34 protein-coding genes are annotated in these 20,802 nt (G+C 68.0%); all 34 read left to right on the top strand.

Translation table 11 applies throughout. From position 1 onward, the window contains the following. Window positions 1-341 precede the first annotated feature (341 nt). The 34 genes from rpsL (at window position 342) to O0S08_RS43255 (ending at window position 20,789) form a co-directional block, all read left to right on the top strand. Window positions 342-713: a 30S ribosomal protein S12 gene (gene rpsL / locus O0S08_RS43420; protein ID WP_096328192.1), complete on the top strand. Its 372-nt coding sequence runs from the start codon at window positions 342-344 to the stop codon at window positions 711-713. An 18-nt stretch (window positions 714-731) separates the two neighbouring features. Beyond that, window positions 732-1,220 carry a 30S ribosomal protein S7 gene (rpsG, locus tag O0S08_RS43415; RefSeq protein ID WP_267682461.1) on the top strand — a complete coding sequence of 163 codons (489 nt, stop codon included), beginning with the start codon at window positions 732-734 and terminating at the stop codon, window positions 1,218-1,220. Between the two features lie 248 nt (window positions 1,221-1,468). Next, window positions 1,469-3,652 carry an elongation factor G gene (fusA, locus tag O0S08_RS43410; RefSeq protein ID WP_371879520.1) on the top strand — a complete coding sequence of 728 codons (2,184 nt, stop codon included), beginning with the start codon at window positions 1,469-1,471 and terminating at the stop codon, window positions 3,650-3,652. Between the two features lie 105 nt (window positions 3,653-3,757). Beyond that, window positions 3,758-4,957 (top strand): elongation factor Tu, encoded by a 1,200-nt coding sequence (tuf, locus tag O0S08_RS43405; protein WP_267775467.1) that lies wholly within the window; start codon window positions 3,758-3,760, stop codon window positions 4,955-4,957. A 44-nt stretch (window positions 4,958-5,001) separates the two neighbouring features. Then, complete coding sequence (gene rpsJ / locus O0S08_RS43400) at window positions 5,002-5,310, top strand: 30S ribosomal protein S10 (RefSeq protein ID WP_096328188.1); 309 nt, start codon at window positions 5,002-5,004, stop codon at window positions 5,308-5,310. 6 nt (window positions 5,311-5,316) lie between these two features. Beyond that, the gene (gene rplD / locus O0S08_RS43395) at window positions 5,317-5,970 is read left to right on the top strand and encodes a 50S ribosomal protein L4 (RefSeq protein WP_269035395.1); all 654 of its coding nucleotides are present in this window, start codon (window positions 5,317-5,319) and stop codon (window positions 5,968-5,970) included. Beyond that, window positions 5,967-6,266, top strand: a complete 300-nt coding sequence (gene rplW / locus O0S08_RS43390; protein WP_096328186.1) for a 50S ribosomal protein L23 — start codon at window positions 5,967-5,969, stop codon at window positions 6,264-6,266. Before rplD ends, rplW begins: the two co-directional genes overlap by 4 nt. Window positions 6,267-6,277: 11 nt before the next feature. Then, window positions 6,278-7,102: a 50S ribosomal protein L2 gene (gene rplB / locus O0S08_RS43385; protein ID WP_269035394.1), complete on the top strand. Its 825-nt coding sequence runs from the start codon at window positions 6,278-6,280 to the stop codon at window positions 7,100-7,102. A gap of 3 nt (window positions 7,103-7,105) precedes the next feature. After that, window positions 7,106-7,384, top strand: a complete 279-nt coding sequence (rpsS, locus tag O0S08_RS43380; protein WP_269035393.1) for a 30S ribosomal protein S19 — start codon at window positions 7,106-7,108, stop codon at window positions 7,382-7,384. 16 nt (window positions 7,385-7,400) lie between these two features. Continuing rightward, on the top strand, window positions 7,401-7,736 hold the full coding sequence (rplV, locus tag O0S08_RS43375; protein ID WP_096328183.1) for a 50S ribosomal protein L22: 336 nt from the start codon (window positions 7,401-7,403) through the stop codon (window positions 7,734-7,736). Further along, window positions 7,736-8,410, top strand: coding sequence for a 30S ribosomal protein S3 (gene rpsC / locus O0S08_RS43370; protein WP_267705161.1), 675 nt, complete (start codon window positions 7,736-7,738; stop codon window positions 8,408-8,410). The genes rplV and rpsC overlap by 1 nt, the downstream gene beginning before the upstream one ends. A 15-nt stretch (window positions 8,411-8,425) precedes the next feature. Further along, a complete protein-coding gene (rplP, locus tag O0S08_RS43365; RefSeq protein WP_267705160.1) occupies window positions 8,426-8,842 on the top strand; it encodes a 50S ribosomal protein L16 in 417 nt (138 codons plus the stop codon). Beyond that, window positions 8,839-9,045 carry a 50S ribosomal protein L29 gene (gene rpmC, locus O0S08_RS43360; protein ID WP_267682455.1) on the top strand — a complete coding sequence of 69 codons (207 nt, stop codon included), beginning with the start codon at window positions 8,839-8,841 and terminating at the stop codon, window positions 9,043-9,045. The genes rplP and rpmC overlap by 4 nt, the downstream gene beginning before the upstream one ends. A gap of 3 nt (window positions 9,046-9,048) precedes the next feature. Then, the gene (gene rpsQ, locus O0S08_RS43355) at window positions 9,049-9,336 is read left to right on the top strand and encodes a 30S ribosomal protein S17 (protein WP_096328179.1); all 288 of its coding nucleotides are present in this window, start codon (window positions 9,049-9,051) and stop codon (window positions 9,334-9,336) included. Further along, window positions 9,333-9,701, top strand: a complete 369-nt coding sequence (rplN, locus tag O0S08_RS43350; protein ID WP_269035392.1) for a 50S ribosomal protein L14 — start codon at window positions 9,333-9,335, stop codon at window positions 9,699-9,701. The genes rpsQ and rplN overlap by 4 nt, the downstream gene beginning before the upstream one ends. After that, complete coding sequence (gene rplX / locus O0S08_RS43345) at window positions 9,701-10,018, top strand: 50S ribosomal protein L24 (RefSeq protein WP_267705158.1); 318 nt, start codon at window positions 9,701-9,703, stop codon at window positions 10,016-10,018. Before rplN ends, rplX begins: the two co-directional genes overlap by 1 nt. Before the next feature lie 15 nt (window positions 10,019-10,033). Further along, window positions 10,034-10,693, top strand: coding sequence for a 50S ribosomal protein L5 (rplE, locus tag O0S08_RS43340; protein WP_269035391.1), 660 nt, complete (start codon window positions 10,034-10,036; stop codon window positions 10,691-10,693). Window positions 10,694-10,708: 15 nt separating this feature from the next. Next, complete coding sequence (gene rpsH / locus O0S08_RS43335; protein ID WP_224193001.1) at window positions 10,709-11,104, top strand: 30S ribosomal protein S8; 396 nt, start codon at window positions 10,709-10,711, stop codon at window positions 11,102-11,104. A gap of 34 nt (window positions 11,105-11,138) precedes the next feature. Further along, window positions 11,139-11,684 carry a 50S ribosomal protein L6 gene (gene rplF / locus O0S08_RS43330; RefSeq protein ID WP_269035390.1) on the top strand — a complete coding sequence of 182 codons (546 nt, stop codon included), beginning with the start codon at window positions 11,139-11,141 and terminating at the stop codon, window positions 11,682-11,684. Window positions 11,685-11,705: 21 nt separating this feature from the next. Further along, window positions 11,706-12,065: a 50S ribosomal protein L18 gene (rplR, locus tag O0S08_RS43325; protein WP_096328173.1), complete on the top strand. Its 360-nt coding sequence runs from the start codon at window positions 11,706-11,708 to the stop codon at window positions 12,063-12,065. A gap of 32 nt (window positions 12,066-12,097) precedes the next feature. Next, the gene (rpsE, locus tag O0S08_RS43320; protein WP_096328172.1) at window positions 12,098-12,595 is read left to right on the top strand and encodes a 30S ribosomal protein S5; all 498 of its coding nucleotides are present in this window, start codon (window positions 12,098-12,100) and stop codon (window positions 12,593-12,595) included. A 10-nt stretch (window positions 12,596-12,605) separates the two neighbouring features. After that, on the top strand, window positions 12,606-12,794 hold the full coding sequence (gene rpmD, locus O0S08_RS43315; RefSeq protein ID WP_096328171.1) for a 50S ribosomal protein L30: 189 nt from the start codon (window positions 12,606-12,608) through the stop codon (window positions 12,792-12,794). A gap of 28 nt (window positions 12,795-12,822) precedes the next feature. Then, window positions 12,823-13,287 carry a 50S ribosomal protein L15 gene (rplO, locus tag O0S08_RS43310; RefSeq protein ID WP_267705150.1) on the top strand — a complete coding sequence of 155 codons (465 nt, stop codon included), beginning with the start codon at window positions 12,823-12,825 and terminating at the stop codon, window positions 13,285-13,287. 237 nt (window positions 13,288-13,524) lie between these two features. Further along, entirely contained in the window at window positions 13,525-14,841 is a 1,317-nt protein-coding gene (secY, locus tag O0S08_RS43305; RefSeq protein ID WP_267775478.1) for a preprotein translocase subunit SecY, read from the top strand. 440 nt (window positions 14,842-15,281) lie between these two features. Further along, window positions 15,282-15,395, top strand: a complete 114-nt coding sequence (gene rpmJ, locus O0S08_RS43300) for a 50S ribosomal protein L36 (protein WP_096328167.1) — start codon at window positions 15,282-15,284, stop codon at window positions 15,393-15,395. Between the two features lie 10 nt (window positions 15,396-15,405). Beyond that, window positions 15,406-15,780: a 30S ribosomal protein S13 gene (gene rpsM, locus O0S08_RS43295; RefSeq protein ID WP_269035389.1), complete on the top strand. Its 375-nt coding sequence runs from the start codon at window positions 15,406-15,408 to the stop codon at window positions 15,778-15,780. A gap of 3 nt (window positions 15,781-15,783) precedes the next feature. Then, a complete protein-coding gene (rpsK, locus tag O0S08_RS43290; protein WP_096328165.1) occupies window positions 15,784-16,185 on the top strand; it encodes a 30S ribosomal protein S11 in 402 nt (133 codons plus the stop codon). A 3-nt stretch (window positions 16,186-16,188) separates the two neighbouring features. Then, the gene (rpsD, locus tag O0S08_RS43285) at window positions 16,189-16,818 is read left to right on the top strand and encodes a 30S ribosomal protein S4 (protein WP_267775479.1); all 630 of its coding nucleotides are present in this window, start codon (window positions 16,189-16,191) and stop codon (window positions 16,816-16,818) included. Window positions 16,819-16,834: 16 nt separating this feature from the next. After that, entirely contained in the window at window positions 16,835-17,848 is a 1,014-nt protein-coding gene (locus O0S08_RS43280) for a DNA-directed RNA polymerase subunit alpha (protein WP_096328163.1), read from the top strand. A 6-nt stretch (window positions 17,849-17,854) separates the two neighbouring features. Continuing rightward, complete coding sequence (gene rplQ, locus O0S08_RS43275) at window positions 17,855-18,334, top strand: 50S ribosomal protein L17 (RefSeq protein WP_269035388.1); 480 nt, start codon at window positions 17,855-17,857, stop codon at window positions 18,332-18,334. Window positions 18,335-18,751: 417 nt separating this feature from the next. Continuing rightward, window positions 18,752-19,162 (top strand): hypothetical protein, encoded by a 411-nt coding sequence (locus O0S08_RS43270; protein ID WP_269035387.1) that lies wholly within the window; start codon window positions 18,752-18,754, stop codon window positions 19,160-19,162. Further along, window positions 19,152-19,739 (top strand): EscR/YscR/HrcR family type III secretion system export apparatus protein, encoded by a 588-nt coding sequence (locus O0S08_RS43265; RefSeq protein WP_269035386.1) that lies wholly within the window; start codon window positions 19,152-19,154, stop codon window positions 19,737-19,739. The genes O0S08_RS43270 and O0S08_RS43265 overlap by 11 nt, the downstream gene beginning before the upstream one ends. Then, a complete protein-coding gene (locus tag O0S08_RS43260) occupies window positions 19,736-20,005 on the top strand; it encodes a hypothetical protein (protein ID WP_269035385.1) in 270 nt (89 codons plus the stop codon). The genes O0S08_RS43265 and O0S08_RS43260 overlap by 4 nt, the downstream gene beginning before the upstream one ends. An 88-nt stretch (window positions 20,006-20,093) precedes the next feature. Continuing rightward, window positions 20,094-20,789: a flagellar biosynthetic protein FliR gene (locus O0S08_RS43255; RefSeq protein ID WP_269041907.1), complete on the top strand. Its 696-nt coding sequence runs from the start codon at window positions 20,094-20,096 to the stop codon at window positions 20,787-20,789. The last annotated feature ends 13 nt before the right edge of the window (window positions 20,790-20,802 follow it).

Genomic DNA, 20,802 nt, shown 5'->3' with positions numbered 1-20,802 from the left:
GCCGGCGCAGGATGCGCCGGTCTCCGTCTTTCCGGTGGAGGGGAGGTGATCTCCCAACCACCCTGCCGCGGCAGCGCACGCACGACGCGTCGCCCGCCGCAGCACCCCGGGCCTGGATTCGCACTCCAGGCCGTTCTTCCTCGCTCTGAGGGGTTCGGACGGCAGTCCGGCCTCCCGCGCCTCGCCAGCGGCGATGCTTGATCTGGCTGGCGCCCCCCTATATAACCAGCCCCCCAGCCGCAGGGGGCAAAAGCGAACAGGTCCGACGCTCTCGGTTCGGGCCTGGCCAAACCCCACGGCCCTCCGGGCCCCGGCTCGATACTGGAAAGGCTTCACGGCGCATGCCGACGATCAATCAGCTTGTCCGCAAGGGACGCGAACTGCAGAAGAAGAAGACGACGGCTCCGGCGCTGCGCGGCTGCCCGCAGAAGCGCGGCGTGTGCGTCCGCGTGTACACCTGCACGCCGAAGAAGCCGAACTCCGCGCTGCGCAAGGTCGCCCGCGTCCGTCTCACCAACGGCATGGAAGTGACGACCTACATCCCGGGTGAGGGTCACAACCTGCAGGAGCACTCGATGGTGCTGATCCGCGGCGGTCGTGTGAAGGACCTCCCCGGCGTCCGCTACCACGTGGTGCGCGGCACCCTCGACACCACCGGCGTCAACGGCCGTCGCCAGCGGCGCTCCAAGTACGGCGCCAAGCGGCCCAAGTAGTGACTTAGAAGGACGACCATGTCGCGCAAAGGAATCACCACGCGGAAGCGTCCGCAGAACGACATCCGGTACACCGACCACCCCGTGGACGTGAACCGGAACATCCACAAGTTCATCTGCGGCATCATGCGCGCCGGCAAGAAGTCGATCGCCGAGAAGATCGTCTTCGGCGCCTTCGACATCATCTCCGAGCGCACCAAGGACGACCCGGTCAAGGTGTTCGAGAAGGCGATCTCCAACGTCTTCCCGCGCCTCGAGGTCCGTTCGCGTCGCGTCGGCGGCTCCAACTACCAGGTCCCGATCGAGGTCCGTCCCGAGCGCGGCCAGGCCCTGGCGTACCGCTGGCTGATCGGCTTCGCCCGCTCGCGGCCCGAGAAGACCATGCGCGAGCGCCTCGCCAACGAGATGCTCGACGCGGCCCAGAACCGCGGCGGCGCCGTCAAGAAGCGCGAAGACACCCACAAGATGGCCGAAGCCAACAAGGCCTTCGCCCACTACCGCTGGTAGCCGACGCCACGGCCCGTCCCGCGCGGGCCGCTCGATCTTTCTCTCCACCTCTCTCCACCTCTCTCCCTCAGCTCCGGATGTCCGGCCCCTTCGCGGGCCACCCGCCGATGACTCACTGACCCCAAGCCGACAAGAGCGCGACAACCCTCGATTCTGCCCAGCGATTGGACCCTGTTCGGGTCCCTTCGCAGCAGATCCCGAGCCGGGCCCCTCGCCTGCCATAACCCCTCCCGAGTTTGTGGAGACGGATGGCCGGCGGAGCGGCCCTCGTGTCGTTCCCGAAGGCTCCCTCCTGTGCCATGCAATCCTCCAACGACATCGCGGCCACCCGAGACATCGGCATCATGGCCCATATCGATGCCGGGAAGACCACGACGACCGAACGCGTGCTCTTCTACACGGGGATCTCGCACAAGATGGGTGAGGTCCATGACGGCAACACGGTCATGGACTTCATGGAGCAGGAGCAGGAGCGTGGCATCACGATCACCTCCGCGGCGACCACCTGCTTCTGGCGCGGTCACCGGATCAACCTGATCGACACCCCCGGGCACGTCGATTTCACGATCGAGGTCGAGCGCTCGCTCCGCGTGCTCGACGGCGCCGTCGCAGTGTTCGACGCCGTCGCCGGCGTGCAGCCGCAGACCGAGACCGTGTGGCGGCAGGCCGAGCGCTACCGCGTCCCGCGGATCGCCTTCGTCAACAAGATGGACCGCGTCGGCGCCACGCTCGACCGCACCGTCGAGATGATGAAGTCCGTCCTGCACGCCCACCCGATGGTCGTGCAGATCCCCAACGGCCTCGAGTCGGCCTTCACCGGCGTCGTCGACCTCCTCATGATGGAGGAGATCCGCTGGACCGACGACACCGGCACTCAGCTCACTCGCCAGCCGGTGACCGAGGACCACGAGATGTACACCGAGGCGGTCCTGGCCCGCGAGGCGCTGGTCGAGTCGGTGGCCGAGGTCGACGACGAGACGATGACCGTGTTCCTCGAGACAGGTGCGGCCGGCGTCCCGCTCGACCTGCTCAAGGCCGGCCTGCGCCGGGCGACCATCGCCAACAAGGGCGTCGCGGTCCTGTGCGGCACGGCGCTCAAGAACAAGGGCATCCAGCCGCTGCTCGACGCGGTCATCGACTACCTGCCGTCGCCGCTCGACATGCCGCCGGTGGTCGCGCGCCGCAAGGCCGACGACGGCGAGGTCCAGCGGCACGCGAGCCTCGAGGAGCCGCTGCTGGCCCTGGCGTTCAAGGTCGTGCACGACCCGCACCGCGGCCCGCTGGTGTTCCTGCGCGTCTACTCGGGCGTCCTCAAGGTCAAGGACGCGATCCAGAACGTCACGCGCGACCGCAAGGAGCGGGTCAACAAGCTCCTGCAGGTCCACGCCAACAAGATGCAGGAGATCGACGAGGTCTCGGCCGGCAACATCGCCGCCGCCGTCGGGCTCCGCTTCACCACCACCGGCGACACGGTGGTCCTGGCGACCGACCGCGAGCAGGTGATCTTGCCGGGCCTGGAGATCCCCGAGCCCGTGATTTTCCGCGCTATCGAGGTCAAGTCGACCGCCGACCAGGCGGCGCTGACCGAGGCGCTCGAGCGGATGCAGCGCGAGGACCCGAGCTTCACCGTGCGCGTCGACCCCGACTCCGGCCAGACGTTGATGGCCGGGCAGGGCGAGCTGCACCTGGAGATCATCGTCGACCGCATCGCCCGCGAGGCGCGCGTCCCGACCAACGTCGGCAAGCCGCAGGTCGCCTACCGCGAGACGGTCGCCAGCCGGCTCAACCATCCCATCGAGTACGACCGGGAGATCGGCGGCAAGCGTCAGTACGCCCGGATCGTCCTCGAGGTGGTCCCGCGCGAGCGCGGCGCCGGCAATTCGTTCGTCAACCTCATCCCTGAGCCTGTCCGCGAGCGCGGCCAGAAGCTCGAGCCGCCCAAACTGCTGCCCGACATGATCGCCGCGGTCCGCGAGGGAGCGATGGACGCGCTGACCCGTGGCCCGCTGCTCGGCTACCCGGTGGTCGACGTCGAGGTCCGGCTGGCGGACGGCGGCTACGTCGAGGGCGACTCGACCGCCGTGAGCTTTCGTGCGGCTGCCACCATGGGCCTCATGGAGGCCTTCGAGAAGGCCGGCCCCCGCCTGCTCGAGCCGGTGATGAAGGTCGAGGTCGAGGTGCCCGAGGACTTCACCGGCAACGTGGTCAACGACCTGGTGGGGCAGCGTCGCGGCCGGGTACAGGGCATGGAGCCCCTCCGCGGGCTTCAGGTCATTGACGCGGAAGTTCCCCTGGCCGAGATGGTCGGGTATGCTACGGCGCTTCGTTCGGCCACTCAGGGCCGGGCGAGTTACACGATGCACTTCAGCCACTACGCCGAGGTCCCGAGCGACCGGCAGGCGGAGATCGTCACCCGCGCCCGCGGATATTAGCGGTTTCTCTCACTCAGGCGACGCGATCGGGCTTTTCCAATCCTTGACTAGCTGGTAGATCCCGCCCCCCAGACTCCAAACACCCTCACTGAGCGAAGCACAGCCATGGCGAAGGAAACATTCGTACGGAACAAGCCCCACGTGAACATCGGCACGATCGGCCATGTGGACCACGGGAAGACGACGCTGACGGCGGCGATCACGAAGGTGCTGAGCCTGAAGGGACAGGCGGAGTTCAAGGGCTACGACATGATCGACAAGGCGCCCGAGGAGCGGGCGCGCGGCATCACGATCTCGACGGCGCACGTGGAGTACGAGTCGAACGCGCGGCACTACGCGCACGTGGACTGCCCCGGGCACGCGGACTACATCAAGAACATGATCACGGGCGCGGCGCAGATGGACGGGGCGATCCTCGTCGTGTCGGCGCCGGACGGTCCGATGCCGCAGACGCGTGAGCACATCCTGCTCGGCCGTCAGGTGGGCATCCCGGCGATCGTGGTGTTCCTGAACAAGTGCGACATGATCGGCGCCGGCGACGAGGAGATGCTGGAGCTGGTGGAGGTCGAGCTGCGTGAGCTGCTGTCGAAGTACCAGTTCGACGGGGACAACGTTCCGATCACCCGCGGCAGCGCGCTGAAGGCCCTGAACGCGCCGTCGTGGGATCACCCGGACGCGAAGTGCATCTGGGAGCTGATGGACGCGTGCGACTCGTTCATCCCGCAGCCGGTGCGCGAGCTGGACAAGCCGTTCCTGATGCCGGTGGAGGACGTGTTCACGATCTCTGGCCGCGGCACGGTCACGACGGGTCGCGTCGAGCGCGGCATCATCAAGGTCGGCGACGAAGTGCAGATCGTCGGTCTGCGCGACACGCAGAAGACCACGGTCACCGGCGTGGAGATGTTCCGCAAGCTGCTCGACCAGGGCCAGGCGGGCGACAACGTCGGCCTGCTGATCCGCGGCATCGACCGCGAGGGCGTGGAGCGCGGCCAGGTGCTGTGCAAGCCGGGCACGATCACGCCGCACAAGAAGTTCAAGGCGACGGTGTACGTCCTGAAGAAGGAAGAGGGCGGCCGTCACACGCCGTTCTTCAAGGGCTACCGGCCGCAGTTCTACTTCCGCACGACGGACGTGACGGGCTCGGTGACGCTGCCCGAGGGCGTCGAGATGGTGATGCCGGGCGACAACATCGAGATCACCGTCGAGCTGCACAGCACGATCGCCTGCGAAGAGGGGCTGAAGTTCGCTATCCGCGAGGGTGGCAAGACCGTCGGCGCCGGCGTCGTCACCAAGATCCTCGAGTAGGACCTCTCGCTCGAGTACGCCGGCCAGACGCAAGGGATATCGCCGTGGACACGCTCAAGATTCGCATCCGGCTCAAAGCCTTCGACCACAAGCTGCTCGACCAGTCGGCCAGCGAGATCGCCGAGACCGCCCGCCGCACTGGCGCGACGGTCGCGGGCCCGATCCCGCTGCCCACCAAGATCAACAAGTACACGGTCCTTCGCAGCCCCTTCATCGACAAGAAGTCGCGCGAGCAGTTCGAGATCCGCACTCACAAGCGGCTGCTCGACATCCTTGAACCGAACAAGCAGACCCTCGACGCGCTGATGAAGCTCGACCTCTCGGCGGGCGTGGACGTCGAGATCAAGACCTGAGGCACCATGGCCAAGCTCATCGTCAAAGACCTCACGGGCGCCCAGGTCGGCGAGATCGACGTCGCCGACGCGGTGTTCGCCGTCCCCGTGCGTGAGCACCTCCTGTGGGAGGTCGTGCGCTACCAGCGGGCGGCTCGCCGCGCCGGTACGCACTCGACCCAGACCCGCGCCGAGGTCTCCATCACCGGCAAGAAGCTGCACAAGCAGAAGGGCACCGGCGGCGCCCGTCACGGCTCGCGCCGCGCCAACATCTTCCGCGGTGGCGGTCAGGTGTTCGGGCCCAAGCCGCGCAACTACGCCTTCCACGTCAACAAGAAGGTCATGGCGAGCGCACTGCGCACCGCACTGACCGTGCGGGCTTCGAAGGGCGACCTGATCGTCGTCCGCGACCTGCAGCTCGAGGCCGTCAAGACCAAGACCATCGCCCAGGCGCTGACCTCTCTCGGCGCGCCGAAGGCCCTGCTGGTCGATGCCGGCGACAACAAGAACCTGCGTCTCAGCACGCGCAACCTGGCAGCGGCGAGCTTCCTCGACGTCCGCGGCCTCAACGTCTACGACATCCTGCGCTTCCCCAAGCTGCTGATCTCGGAGACCTCGCTGCGCGCGGTCGAGGCCCGTCTGTCGGGCGCCAAGTCCGACGCCCCGAAGGAGGTCGCATGACCCCGCAGCAGATCATCGTCCGCCCGGTCGTCACCGAGAAGTCGACCGACGTGCAGGGCCGCCACAACCACTACGTGTTCGAGGTCGCCAAGGCCGCGAACAAGATCGAGATCCGCAAGGCCGTCGAGCTGGTGTTCGGCGTCCGCGTCCGGGACGTGCGCACGATGGTCGTGCGCGGCGACCTCCGCCGGGTCGGCAAGTTCACCGGCAAGCAGCGGTCGTGGAAGAAGGCGATCGTCACCGTTCACCCGGGTGACTCGATCGACCTCTACGGAGATCAGGCCGACAAGGGCTGAAGGAGCGCACCATGGGCATTAAAGTCTACAGGCCGACCTCCCCGGGCCGACGCGGCATGAGCGTCAACACCCGCGACCAGGTGACGGCGAGCGAGCCGCACCGGCCGCTGGTCGAGAAGATCGACCGCCACACCGGGCGCAACAACTACGGCCGCCAGACCGCGCGTTTCCGCGGCGGCGGTCACAAGCAGCTGTACCGCGTCATCGACTTCAAGCGCGACAAGTTCGGCGTGCCGGGCAAGGTCGCGACGGTCGAGTACGACCCGAACCGCACCACCTTCATCGCGCTCATCAACTACGCCGACGGCGAGAAGCGCTACATCCTCGCGCCCGAGGGTCTGAAGGTCGGCGACTCGGTGATCAGCGACCAGGCGGCCGACATCAAGCCGGGCAACAGCCTCCCGCTGCGCAACATCCCGGTCGGCACGATCATCCACAACCTCGAGATCAAGATCGGCAAGGGCGGCCAGCTGGTCCGCACCGCCGGCTCGGGCGCCCAGCTGATGGCGCGCGAGGGCGACTGGACGCAGGTCCGCCTGCCCTCCGGCGAGGTTCGTCGCGTCCACATCGACTGCCGCGCCACTGTCGGCACGCTGAGCAACGGCGACCACAGCCGCGTCAGCCTCGGCAAGGCCGGCCGCACCCGCTGGCTCGGCATCCGCCCGCACAACCGCGGCGTCACCATGAACCCGGTCGACCACCCGATGGGCGGCGGCGAGGGCCGCACCTCCGGCGGCCGGCACCCCTGCTCGCCGTGGGGCATCCTGTCGAAGGGTTACCGCACGCGGCACAACAAGCGCACCGACGTCTTCATCGTCTCCCGTAGGAAGAAGTAACGCATGGCACGCTCCATCAAGAAGGGCCCGTTCGCGGACTCCCACCTGGTCGAGAAGATCGAAGTCGCCCTCAGGGAGGGCAGCCGGCGCGTGGTCAAGACCTGGTCGCGCCGCTCCACGATCCTGCCGCAGTTCGTCGGCGCGAACGTGATGGTCCACAACGGTCACAAGTGGATCCCCATCTTCATCACCGAGAACATGGTCGGTCACAAGCTCGGCGAGTTCGCCCCGACCCGCACCTTCCGTGGTCACTCCGGCGACCGCAAGGCCGCGAAGAAGTAATCACCGAGGTAACGCCATGGCCATCGCACGTCTCAGCCACGCGCGCATCACCCCGCGAAAGGCGCGGATCATCGCCAACCTGATCCGCGGCAAGCAGGTCGCGCGCGCTATCGACGACCTTCGCTTCCTGCACAAGTCGGGCGCCAAGCAGTTCTTCAAGCTGTTGGTGTCTGCCGTCGCCAACGCCGAAGACACCGGCGACGTCAACGTCGACAACCTCGTCGTCACCAAGGTGACCGTCGACCAGGGCCCGACGCTCAAGCGCTGGCGCCCGCGGGCGATGGGCCGCGCCAATCGGATCCTCAAGAAGACCAGCCACATCCACCTCGAGGTGGCGGAGGTACGCAGCTAATGGGACAGAAAACACATCCGATCGGCTTCCGGATCGGGATCGTCCGCACCTGGGGCTCGAAGTGGTTCGAGCACACGCGCTACCGCCAGTGGCTGCATGAGGACCTCAAGATCCGGCGCTTCCTGAAGAAGGAGCTCTACGCCGCCAGCATCGCCGACATCACGATCGAGCGGGCCGCCAACAAGCTGAAGATCAACATCTTCTCGGCGCGTCCCGGCATCATCATCGGCAAGCGCGGCGCCGGCGTCGAGGGCCTGAAGAAGAAGGTCTCGCGCCTGACCGAGTCCGAGGTGTTCCTGAACATCCAGGAGGTCCGCAAGGCCGAGACCAACGCGCAGCTGGTGGCCGAGAACATCGCCCAGCAGCTCGAGCGCCGGATCGCCTTCCGCCGCGCGCTCAAGCGGGCCATGCAGACCGCCATGAAGTTCGGCGCCAAGGGCATCCGCGTCGCCGCCTCGGGCCGTCTGGCCGGCGCCGAGATGTCGCGCCGCGAGACCTACCGCGCCGGCGGCGTCCCGCTGCACACCCTGCGCGCCGACATCGACTACGGCTTCGCCGAGGCTCACACGACCGCCGGTGCGATCGGCGTCAAGTGCTGGATCTTCAAGGGCGAGGTCTACGGCCAGCGCGCCACGCAACAGAACGACCCGCGCTTCCCGCGGCCCCAGAAGTAAGCGAGGCATCCCAACATGCTCTCCCCATCCAGAGTCAAGTACCGCAAGGTCCAGAAGGGCCACATGGCCGGCCAGGCCAAGGGCGGGTCGGAGGTCTCCTTCGGCGACTTCGGCCTGCAGACCGTCGAGTGCGGGTGGCTGACCGCGCGCCAGATCGAGGCCGCTCGTATCGCGATCAACCGCCACGTCAAGCGCGGCGGCAAGCTCTACATCCGGGTGTTCCCGGACAAGCCCGTCTCGCGCAAGCCGGCCGAGACCCGCATGGGTAAGGGCAAGGGCGCCCCGGACTTCTGGGTCGCCGTTGTCCGCCCCGGCCGCGTCCTCTACGAGATCGAGGGTGTCACCGAGGAGCTCGCCCGTGAGGCGTTCCTCCGCGCCCACCACAAGCTGCCGATCAAGACCCGCTTCATCCGAAGGGACACTGCCCTGTGAAAGCGCTCGAACTCCGCGAGAAGACCACCGAAGAGCTCACCGAGCTCGAGGGGCAGCTCCGCGACAAGCTCGTCCGCCTGAGCGTCGCCAAGGCGACCCAGCGGGCCACCAACTTCGCCCAGTTCGGCGCGCTGCGCCGCGACATCGCCCGCATCAAGACCGTCCTCCACGAGCGCGCTCGCGGCATCGCGGGAGAGGCATGAGCCATGACTGAGCAAGACACCACCACCGAGACCGAGACGCGCCAGCGCCGGGTCCTCACGGGCACCGTCGTGTCGGACAAGATGGACAAAACCATCGTCGTCCAGGTGCAGCGGCGCTTCAAGCACCCCCGCTACCGCAAGTACGTCAGCGAGCGGCTGCGCTACAAGGCGCATGACGAGACCAACCAGGCCAAGGTCGGCGATGTCGTCCGCATCGTCAGCTGCCGGCCCCTGTCCCGCGAGAAGCGCTGGGCGCTCCAGGCGATCGTGGAGAAAGCGACGCTCGTATGATTCAGGTCCAGTCCGTCCTCGACGTGGCCGACAACTCGGGCGCGCGCAAGCTGTTCTGCATCAAGGTGCTGGGCGGCTCGAAGCGCCGCTACGCGACCATCGGCGACGTCATCGTCGTCTCGGTCCGCGACGCGCTGCCGAACAGCAAGGTCAAGAAGGGCTCCGTCATGAAGGCCGTCATCGTCCGCACCCGCAAGGGCGTGCGTCGTGTCGACGGCAGCGTGATCCGCTTCGACACCAACAGCGCCGTGCTCATCGACGCGCAGAAGCAGCCGATCGGGACCCGCATCTTCGGGCCTGTGGCGCGCGAGCTGCGGCAGAAGAACTACCTCAAGATCATCTCGCTGGCGCCGGAGGTGCTGTGATGCAGCGGATTCGTTCGGGTGACGAGGTCGTCGTCATCGCCGGAAAGCACAAGGGTCGCCGCGGCAAGGTGCTGCGGGTCGTGCCCGAGACCGACCGAGTGGTCGTGCAGGGTGTCAACGTCGTCACCAAGCACGTCAAGCCCGGCAAAGAGAACCCCCAGGGTGGCATCGTGAAGCGCGAGGCCCCCGTCCACCTCTCCAACGTGATGCTCGCGGATCCGCAGTCGGGCGACCCGACGCGGGTGCGCTTCCAGGTCCTCGACGACGGCCGCAAGGTCCGCGTCGCGGTCAAGTCGGGCGAGCAGATCGACAAGTAACCGGAATTCGCAGTCATGGCCAAGGCAGCACGCGCCGGCGGGGCACCTCCCGCCAAGAAGAAGGAAGCCGCCGGCTTCGGGTTCAAGTTCCAGCGGGTCCAGGAGGAGCCGCTCAAGCGCGAGGAGGGGTACGTCCCCCGGCTCGTCCAGAAGTACAGCGAGGTCGCCAAGCCCGCGCTCGTCAGCGAGTTCGGCTACAAGAACGTCCTCAATGTACCGAGGGTCGAGAAGGTCGTGCTCAACATCGGCCTCGGCGAGGCGATTCGCCAGCCGAAGCTGCTCGAGCAGGCGTTCGAGGTGCTCGGCAACATCACCGGTCAGCGGCCGGTGGTGACGCGCGCCAAGAAGTCGATCGCCACCTTCAAGCTCCGCGAGGGGATGAAGATCGGTTGCATGGTGACGCTGCGCGGCAACGTCATGTGGGAGTTCCTCGACCGTCTGTTGACGATCGCGCTCCCGCGTACCCGTGACTTCCGCGGCGTCAGCCGCAAGGCCTTCGACGGCCGCGGCAACTTCACCCTCGGCGTGAAGGAAGTCTTGATCTTCCCCGAGGTCGATATCGACAAGCTCGACAAGGTGCCGGGCATGAACATCTGCATTCACACCTCGGCGGGCACCGACGACGAGGGTCGGGCCCTGCTTGAGAAGCTGGGGATGCCGTTCCGGCGCGCCTAAGGAGGAGTCGCAACCATGTCCATGACTGATCCCATCGCCGACATGCTGGCGCGCATCCGCAACGCCCAGCACGCCCAGCACCCCAGCTGCACGATGCCCGGCTCCAAGCAGAAGCTCCGCATCTGCCAGATCCTCAAGGAGGAGGGGTACATCTCCGACTTCTCGTGGCAAGACGACGACAAGCAGGGCCTGCTGTCGGTCCAGCTCAAGTACCAGGGCGAAGAGGCCGCCATCGAGGGTATGCGCCGCATCAGCCGCCCCGGCCAGCGCGCCTACTCGCGCGGCAAGGACATCCCGAAGGTCCACAACGGCCTCGGGATCCTGATCGTCTCGACCTCGCGGGGCTTGATGACCGACCGCGCCGCCCGGCGTCAGGGCATCGGCGGCGAGCTCATCTGCAGCGTGTGGTGATTCGAACCGCCGGCGCGCGCGAAGGAACAAGACCATGAGTCGTATCGGCAAATCTCCAGTGAAGATCCCCAAGGGGGTCACCGTGACCGCCAAGGGGCAGACGCTGTCGGTCAAGGGTCCGCAGGGCAACCTCGACTTCGAGGTCCCGGCCGCGATCCAGTTCAAGATCGAGGGTGACAGCATCACCTTCACCCGCACCGGCGAGTCCGGGGACGAGCGCGCGCTGCACGGCACCGCGCGGGCGATGACGGCCAACATGTTGACCGGCGTCTCGGTCGGCTTCACGCGCACCCTCGACATCGTCGGCGTCGGTTACCGCGCCGCGGTCAAGGGTGACGTGGTCGACCTGACCCTCGGCTTCTCGCACCCGGTCAACTACAAGCTGCCCGCGGGGGTCAAGGCCGAGGTCGACAAGGACGGCAAGCTGCACGTCAAGTCGGCCAGCAAGGCCCTGCTCGGCCAGGTCGCCTCGGACCTGCGCAACTTCCGGCCGCCGGAGCCCTACAAGGGCAAGGGCGTACGTTATCTGAACGAGAAAATCACCCTGAAGGAAGGCAAGGCTCGCGGTAAAGGCAAGTAGCCGCGCGCTGGGAGTTCGACCATGCCCTCGCCCAAAGAACAGATCCGGCTGCGCCGCAAAGCCAGCATTCGCAAGCGGGTCCACGGCACCACGGAGCGCCCGCGCCTCTCGGTGTTCCGCAGCGCCAAGCACATCTACGCCCAGGTCATCGACGACAGCACGTCGGCGACCCTGGTCGCCTCTTCGTCGCTCGCCAAGGACGTGGCCGCCGAGAGCGAGAAGACCAAGCGCGAGCTGGCCGAGCTCGTCGGCACCGCCATCGCCAAGGCCTGCCTGGCCAAAGGCATCACCAAGGTCGTGTTCGACCGCAACGGCTACATCTACCACGGCCGAGTCAAGGCTCTGGCCGACGGCGCGCGGGCCGGTGGGCTCGACTTCTAGCAACACGGCCCTTCGGTCCTGAGAGAATCACCATGATCGACATCGAATCCCTCGGAGAACTGGTCGACCGCGTCGTCTACATCAACCGCGTGGCGAAGGTCGTCAAGGGCGGCCGGCGCTTCAGCTTCAGCGCGCTGGTCGTCATCGGCAACGAGCGCGGCTGGGTGGGCATCGGCTACGGCAAGGCCAAGGAGGTCCCGGAGGCGATCCGCAAGGCCAACGACCTCGCGCGCAAGAACCTGTTCCAGGTTCCGCTCGCGGGCGCGACGATCCCCCACGAGGTCATCGGTCACCACGGCGCCGGCACGGTGCTGTTGCGGCCGGCCTCGCCGGGTACCGGCGTCATCGCCGGCGGCGCGGTGCGTGCGGTCGTCGAGTGCGCGGGCATCCACGACATCCTGAGCAAGTGCATCGGCACCAACAACCCGCAGAACGTCATCCACGCGACGCTGGACGCGCTCCAGCGGCTGCGCGCGCCGGAGTCGGTGTCGCGTCGCCGCGGCCTCGCGGTGGCCGAGCTTACTCAGTAGGAGCACAGCCATGGCCCTCAAGCTCAAAGTGACCCTCGTCCGCAGCCCGATCCACCGCGAGCAGTCGCAGAAGGACACTGTCCGCGGCCTCGGCCTGCGCCACCTGCATCACTCGCGGGTGCTCGAAGACTCGCCGTCGATCCGCGGCATGATCCGGAAGATCCAACACCTCGTCGCCGTCGAGCCGGCCGACGAGTAAGCCGATACGGCCGAAGGGGACATCCCAAATGGGTACTACACTTGAAACTCTGCAGCCGCCGGCCGGCGCCCGCAAGCGTCGCAAGCGCGTCGGTCGCGGTATCGGTTCGCGTCGCGGCAAGACCTCGACCCGCGGCGTCAAGGGTCAGCTCGCGCGTCACAACCAGATGCCCGACCACTTCGAGGGCGGTCAGAACCCGCTCCAGCGCCGCGTGCCGAAGCGGGGCTTCATCAGCCTGAACCGCGACGAGTACCACGGCGTCAACGTCGGCCTGCTCGAGGGCAAGTTCGCCGCCGGCGAAGAGGTCTCGCTCGAGACCTTGCGGGCCAAGCGCCTGGTCCCGAAGCGGGTCAAGCAGGTCAAGCTGCTCGGCACTGGCGAGCTCAAGACCGCGCTCAAGATCAACGTCGCCAAGGTCAGCGAGTCGGCCCGTCAGAAGGTCGAGGCGGCCGGCGGCTCCATCCAGGAGCCCGCGGCGCCCGCCGAGGGTTGACAGGTCCTCCGTCTGGCCGCTCGGGTCGGCAGGCCGCGCACCGTGATACCGGTCACCGGGTGCGCGGCCTTTCGTGCGTCGGCCGGGCTCCGTGAGGGGCCCGGCCGAAGTTCGTTGCCGAGCCGGCTGCGGCGCCGGGCGGCATGGGGTACAAGTTGTCGCCGTAGCCCCCGGGCCTGAGGGCCCGCCCGTCTGGTCGTCAGATCGGGCACGAGAAGGGGCAAGCTGGGAACGCCGATGGGTGTCATCATCAACATCTTCAAGCTGCCGGAGCTGCGCAAGCGTGTGCTTTTCACGCTGGCGATGCTGGCTGTCTATCGCTTCGGCGTGTTCGTGGCCGTGCCCGGCGTCGACCGTACCGTGATGGACGACATCGTCCGCCAGGGCGCGGGCGGCTTCCTCGGCTATCTGAACATGTTCAGCGGCGGCGCGCTGAGCAACCTGTCCGTCTTCGCGCTCGGCATCATGCCGTACATCAGCGCCAGCATCATCATGCAGCTGATGACCGCGGTCATTCCGCGGCTGGAGATGCTCAGCAAGGAGGGCGAGACCGGGCGGCGGAAGATCAACCAGTACAGCCGCTACGGCACCGTGTTCCTGTCGGTGGTCCAGGGCTGGTTCATGGCCACCTGGCTCGAGTCGCAGAACGCTCCGGGGCAGACGCTGGTGCTCGACCCGGGCTTGCCGTTCCGCTTGATGACGATCCTGACCCTGACCGCAGGGACATGCTTCATCATGTGGTTGGGCGAGCAGATCACCGAGAAGGGCATCGGCAACGGGATCTCGCTCATCATCTTCGCCGGCATCGTCGCCGACCTCCCGGTCGCGCTGTACCAGCTGTGGCAGAAGACCCAGGACGATCCCGAGAACTTCGGGCCGATGTTCATCGCCATCCTCGGCGCATTGGTCGTCGCGGTGATCGCCTTCGTCGTGATCATGGAGCGCGGCCAGCGGCGGATCCAGGTCCAGTACGCCAAACGTGTGGTCGGGCGGCAGATGTTCGGCGGCAACGCCAACTACCTGCCGCTGCGCCTCAACAGCGCCGGCGTCATCCCGCCGATCTTCGCCAGCTCGATCCTCATGTTCCCGAGCCAGATCGCGGGCATGACCGGCAGCTCGTCGATGCAGTGGTTCTCCAACGCCCTGCGCTACGACGGCTGGCTGTACCTCACCGCCTTCGTCGGGCTCGTGATCTTCTTCACGTTCTTCTACACGTCGCTGCAGTTCAACCCGGTCGACGTGGCCGACAACTTGAAGAAGCAGAACGCGTCGATCCCCGGGATCCGTCCTGGCAAGCGGACGGCCGAGTACATCGACTTCATCCTCACGCGCCTCACCTTCGCGGGCGCCTGGTACATCGCGGCGGTCTGCGTCCTGCCGACCCTGCTGCAGACCAAATTCAACGTCCCGTTCTACTATGGCGGCACTTCGCTGCTGATCGTCGTCGGCGTCGCCCTCGACACTGCACAGCAGATCGAGAGTCACCTGGTGACCCGTTCGTACGAAGGGTTTGCGGGTCCTGGCGGTCCGCGGATCCGCGGGCGCCGGGGCTAACTCACACGGAGCCGCACGCGCCGGTCTGGTGCCGGTCTGGACTATCGCCGGCCTTTTTGCCACCTTTTCGCCCTTCCTTGACCCCCCCTGGGGGTCCTTGAGCTTAAGTATTGCTCGGTCTGCCGAGACCGAGTCGAGCGACCCCTCGGGTCAACAGGGCCCGTCGGGCCAAGGTCTCATCTGTGAATCATCCGCACGCCGACACCTTCGAGGCCACAGTGGTCGCTGAGTTGCCCCAGCAGCTGTACCGCCTCGAAGCCGAGCAGCCGACGCAAGCTGTCCTCACGGCCAGCTTGTCCGCGGAGGCGCGGCGCCTCGGTGTGCACGTACGGACGGGGCAGCGTGTGCTGGTCCGCAGGGCCAGTCTCGATCCAGGTCGCGGTGTCATCACCGGGCTCGCACTCCGCCAGCCCTGAGCCGCAGCCTTCGCAAGAGGAACAATGAAAGTCAGAGCCAGCGTTCGAAAGATCTGCGACAAGTGCAAGGTCATCCGCCGCAAAGGTGTCGTGCGGGTGATCTGCGACAACCCCAAGCACAAGCAGCGGCAGGGCTAGGAGGACCACCATGGCACGCATTGCAGGGGTCGACCTGCCCCGAAACAAGCGCATCGAGATCGCGCTCACCTACATCTACGGCATCGGCCGCGTGACGGCACAGAAGATCCTCGACAAGTCCGGCGTGGGCGCGGCGATCCGCACCGACGACCTGACCGACGATCAACTCGCGTCGATCCGCAGTGTCATCGAGAGCGACCTCAAGGTCGAGGGTGACCTCCGCCGCGACGTCCAGATGAACATCAAGCGCCTGATGGACCTTGGCTGCTACCGCGGCCTCCGTCACCGCCGCGGCCTGCCGGTCCGTGGCCAGCGCACCCACACCAACGCCCGCACGCGCAAGGGCCCCAAGCGGGGCACTGTGGCGGCCAAGAGGAAGGTCTGAGCCATGGCCACTACCAAGGCAGACGACAAGGGCAAGGCCAAGCGTCGCGTCAAGAAGAACGTCGCGACCGGCGTGGTCTACATCAACTCGACCTTCAACAACACGCTCATCACCATCACCGACGTCAACGGCAACACCATCGCGTGGGCCTCGGCGGGTGTGCGTGGCTTCAAGGGCTCGCGCAAGTCGACGCCGTTCGCCGCTCAGCTGGCGGCCGACGACGCGGCGCGCAAGGCCCAGGACCACGGCATGCAGAGCGTCTCGGTCCGCGTGTCGGGGCCGGGTGCCGGCCGCGAGTCGGCGCTGCGCGGCCTGCAGTCGGCGGGTCTGCGCATCACCTCGATCAAGGACGTCACGCCGATCCCGCACAACGGCTGCCGCCCCCCCAAGCGGAGGAGGGTCTGAACCATGGCTCGCTACATCGGTCCCGTGTGCCGGCTCTGCCGGCGTGAAGATGCCAAGCTGTTCCTCAAGGGCGACCGTTGCTTCACCGACAAGTGCGGCTACGAGCGGCGCCAGTACCCCCCGGGTCAGCACGGTCAGGGCCGCAAGAAGCGCCCGAGCGACTACGGCCAGCAGCTGCGCGAGAAGCAGAAGGTCAAGCGCATCTACGGCCTGCTCGAGAAGCAGTTCCGCGGCTACTACTACCGCGCCTCGCGGATGAAGGGCGTGACCGGCGAGAACCTGCTCGCCCTGCTCGAGCGCCGGCTCGACAACGTCACGCTGCGCTGCGGCTTCTCGTCGAGCCACGCCGAGGCCCGCCAGCTCGTGCGTCACGGCCACTTCCTGGTCAACGGCAAGCGGATCAACATCCCGAGCTACCAGGTGCGCGCCGGCGACATCGTCGAGGTCCGCGACAACAGCAAGAAGATCCAGCGCATCGTCGACGCCCTCGGGCAGGTCGACCGGGTCCCGCGGCCGGCGTGGATCGATCTCGACAAGGAGAACATGCGCGGCAAGATCACCGCGCTGCCGTCTCGGTCGGACATCTCGGCGGACATCGACGAGCAGCTCATCGTCGAGCTGTACTCGAAGTAACCACACGGAGGGACGAATGCAGGACCAAAACACCATCGCCAGGAACTGGCGCGACCTGATTCGGCCGAAGAAGCTCGAGGTCGACACCTCTTCGCTCACCGACACCTACGGCAAGTTCACGTGCGAGCCGCTCGAACGCGGCTACGGTATCAGCCTCGGCAACAGCCTGCGGCGGGTGCTCCTGAGCTCGCTGCAGGGCGCCGCGATCACGACGGTCCGCATCGAAGGCGCGCTCCACGAGTTCACCACGGTGCCCGGCGTCGTCGAAGACGTCACGGACATCATCCTGAACGTCAAGGCGCTGCTCCTCCGCATGGACGACGCCACGCCGCGCACGCTGGTGGTCGACAAGCAGGGCGAGGGCGAGGTCACGGCCGGGGACATCCAGTGCCCGACCGGGGTCACCGCCCTTCGTCCCGAACAACACATCGCCACGTTGAGCAAGGGCGGCCGGCTGCGCATGGAGATGACCTGCGCGATGGGCCGCGGCTACGCGACCGCGGATCAGAACAAGACCGAGGGCATGCCGATCGGCGTGATCCCCATCGACTCTCTGTTCTCGCCGATCCAGAAGGTCAACTACCGCGTCACCAACGCGCGCGTCGGCCATCGCACCGACTACGACCGCCTCTCGCTCGAGGTGTGGACCGACGGCTCCGTTCGCCCCGAGGACGCGGTCGCCTACGCGGCCAAGATCCTCAAGGAGCAGCTCTCGATCTTCATCAACCGTGAGGAGATCGAGGAGGCCGCCGTCCCGCAGCAGAGCGAGAGCGACAAGCTCAACGAGTACCTGTGGCGCTCGGTCGATGAGCTCGAGCTCAGCGTCCGCTCGGCGAACTGCTTGCAGAACGCCAACATCCACTACATCGGCGACCTCGTGCAGCGCACCGAGGCCGAGATGCTCAAGACCAAGAACTTCGGCCGCAAGTCGCTCAAGGAGATCAAAGAGATCCTTGCGCAGATGGGCCTGTCGCTTGGCATGAAGATCGACAATTGGCAGGGCCCGCCGCCGGCCCGTGAGGAGACCTGATCCGCCATGCGCCACCAGAACGCTGGCCGCAAGTTCAGCCGCAGCTCGTCGCACCGACGCGCCATGTTCCGCAACATGGTCACGTCGCTGCTCGAGCACCAGCGCATCACCACCACCGAGCCGAAGGCCAAGGAGCTCCGCCGCCTGGCCGAGCGCACGATCACCACGGCCCTCCGCCTCGGTGACCTGCTCACCAAGCCGAAGGAGCAGCGCTCCGCGGCCGAGCAGGGCAAGTACGTGCACGCTCTCCGCATGGCCGGCCGCATGGTCCGGTCCCGCGCCGCGCTGCACAAGCTGTTCACCGACATCGCCCCGCAGCTCCGCGGCCGCCCCGGCGGTTACACGCGGATCCTCAAGGTCGGCACCCGCCCCGGTGACGCCGCCCCGATGGCGATCCTCGAGCTCGTCACCTTCAAGCTGCCCTCCGCCGCTCCGTCGGCCGCCGGCGGCGCGTCGGCGACCGGCTCCGAGTCGGCCGCCGACTGAGCCTCGGCGGCCGCACGGCCGCTGAGCTCCGAGCAACGAGGCCCGCGCTCCAGCGCGGGCCTTTTGCTTTGGGTCGCGGTGAAGCTCGCAGAGGTTCGATGCGCCGGGCGGACGGCTCGGCGGCGAGCGCTCGCTGGCTGCGGCGAGCGCTCGCTGGCTGCGGCGAGCGCCGATTGCTCGCGAAGGCGCGCAGGTCCGGAGGACCGGGTCGTGGCTCTCGCCGCATCGCCGTGCGCTCGACGGTGCGGACCGTTCAAGGACGTCCGCGCCGGCGGGCGCTCTTCTTCCTTGTCGGCCGGCGCTGCCAGCGACGAATTCTCGCGCTGCCTCGCGCTTCGTGCATGCGGCCGATGGCCCCGCAGGGCCGACGTCGCGGCTTTTTTGCCCGGTGTGGCCGTCCTCCCTACGCTGGAGGGCGTGCTGGAAGATATCGAACCGTACCTCCACCTCGTGGCCGTCGGCGGCGGGTTGCTCGTCGCGCTGTTGCTGCTCTTGTGGCTCGGCCGCGGGGTGCGAGGCGAGCGGCGCGAGCGGGCGCGGACGGTGGTCGGGCTGACGCCGGCGCACGCGCTGCACGTGGTCGACGTCGCCGGGCGTCGCCTGCTCGTCGGGACAGGTCCGGGCGGGCCGCCCAACCTGCTGCTGGAGCTGCCCGATCCGCCGCCGGCGCCGTGGAACGCCGCCCCGGCCGAGCTCGACGCGCCGCCGTGGGTCGCCGACGCCGCCCGCAGCGCCGAGGGCTGGCGCGCCGACGCGGCAGGCAAGACCAAGGAGTGGCGCGCCGATGCGACGCGCAGCACCGAGGGGTGGCGCGCGCATGGTCCCTGAGCTGCCGGCAGGCGCTGCCACGTGGGCGGCCCTGTCGCTGGCGCCGATCGCCGCAGTCAGCTGCACCGCGTTCGCCAAGGCGAGCGTCGTGCTCTCGGCGATCCGCGTCGGGCTCGGCGCCGAGGCCTTGCTGCCGTGGAGCGCCGTGTTCGCGCTGTCGCTGGTGGTCGCGGCGGTGATCATGGGTCCGGTCGCGTTCGAGACTGCGGCGCTGTACGGCTCGGGCGCGCCGCTCGACGTCGGGGCCCTGTTCGGGCCGCTTTCGGCGTTCCTCGACCGCCACGCCGATCCGTCCGAGGTCGAGTACTTCGCCGCGCTCAACGCCGTCGACCTCGCGCACCCGCTCGCGCTGGTGCCGGCGTTCCTGGTCACCGAGCTCGGCGAGGCGCTGCAGATGGCGGCGCTGATCCTGATCCCGTTCGTGCTCGTCGACCTGGTGCTCGCCCAGCTCGTGGCCCTCATCGGTCTTTCGGGACAGGTCCAGCCCGCCGTCGCGCTGCCGGTCAAGGTCCTGCTGTTCCTCGCCGTGGGCGGCTGGGACGCGGTGATCCGCGGCCTCGTGGAGGGCTACGCGTGACGGTCGCGCTGGAAGCGATCCGCGAGGGCCTGGCACAGACGGCCTGGCTCGTCGCGCCGGCGGCCGGAGCCGCGGCCGGGGCCGCGCTGGGGATCGGCTGGCTGTGTCATCGCCTCGGCGTCACCGATCCGGCCCCGGTGCTGCTCGCCCGCGCGACCGCGGTGCTCGCGGTGGTGTGGTGGTTCGGCGCGCGCTGGCTGTCCGCGGGGGCCGAGTACACGCGCGGGCTGTGGGCGTTGCTGCCCGAGATCGGGCGCGGGCAATGAGCTGTCCTGGAGGACAGGCGAGCTTTCGAGGCGCGGGAGTCCGAGGTGGCTGTCCCCAGGGACATGTGATTCGCGGGCGGTGCCGGCGATGATCGCGGGTCCGCTGGCGGCGTGGGCGTGGTTGACGCTGCGCCTGTTTGCGATCTTGCGCGCCCAGACGATCTGGCGCGCGGCCGCGGGCGGGATGTGGTGGGCGATCGTCGGCGCGCTGGCGGCGGTGCTGGCGGGGGCGTGGACGGAGGGCCGGATCGCGCCGGTGGCCTGGCCCTCGTGGCTCCTGGCGGCGGGCTTCGAGCTGCTGCTCGGGTCCGTGCTCGGCGCCCTGGTCAGCCTGCCCGGCGAGGCCGCGCTCGGGGCGGCGCGTCGCTCGGGGCTCGCGCTGGGCCTCGGAGAGGCGCGCGCGTTCGCGGCGCTGCAACTCGCGCTGGTCGGCTCCCTGGCGTTCGTCGTCGGCCTGCACCGGCCGCTGCTGGCCGGTCTGCGCGCGTGCGCGAGCCGCTGGCCGGTCGGAGAACCTGGCGCGTGGCGCTTGGAGCTCGATGTCGCGGCGGCGAGCGCGGCGGCGCACGACGCCACGGTGCTCGCGCTCGGCCTGGCGACGCCGGTCCTGCTCACCACCGCCGTCGTCGAGCTCGCGCTCGCGTTCGCGGCGAGGTCGGGCCCGGTGGCCGCGCTGGCGGCCGCGAGCCGGCCATGGCTGGTCGCAGTGGCCGCCCTCACCGCTCTCGCCGCGGCCTGGGCGGTTCACCCGGAGGCGTGGCTGGAGTCCCTCCCGCACGCCTGAGGCGTGATAACGT

This window comes from Nannocystis punicea (genome assembly GCF_026965555.1).
Lineage (GTDB): Bacteria > Myxococcota_A > Polyangia > Nannocystales > Nannocystaceae > Nannocystis > Nannocystis punicea.
This window is presented reverse-complemented; position numbering and strand designations above follow the sequence as displayed.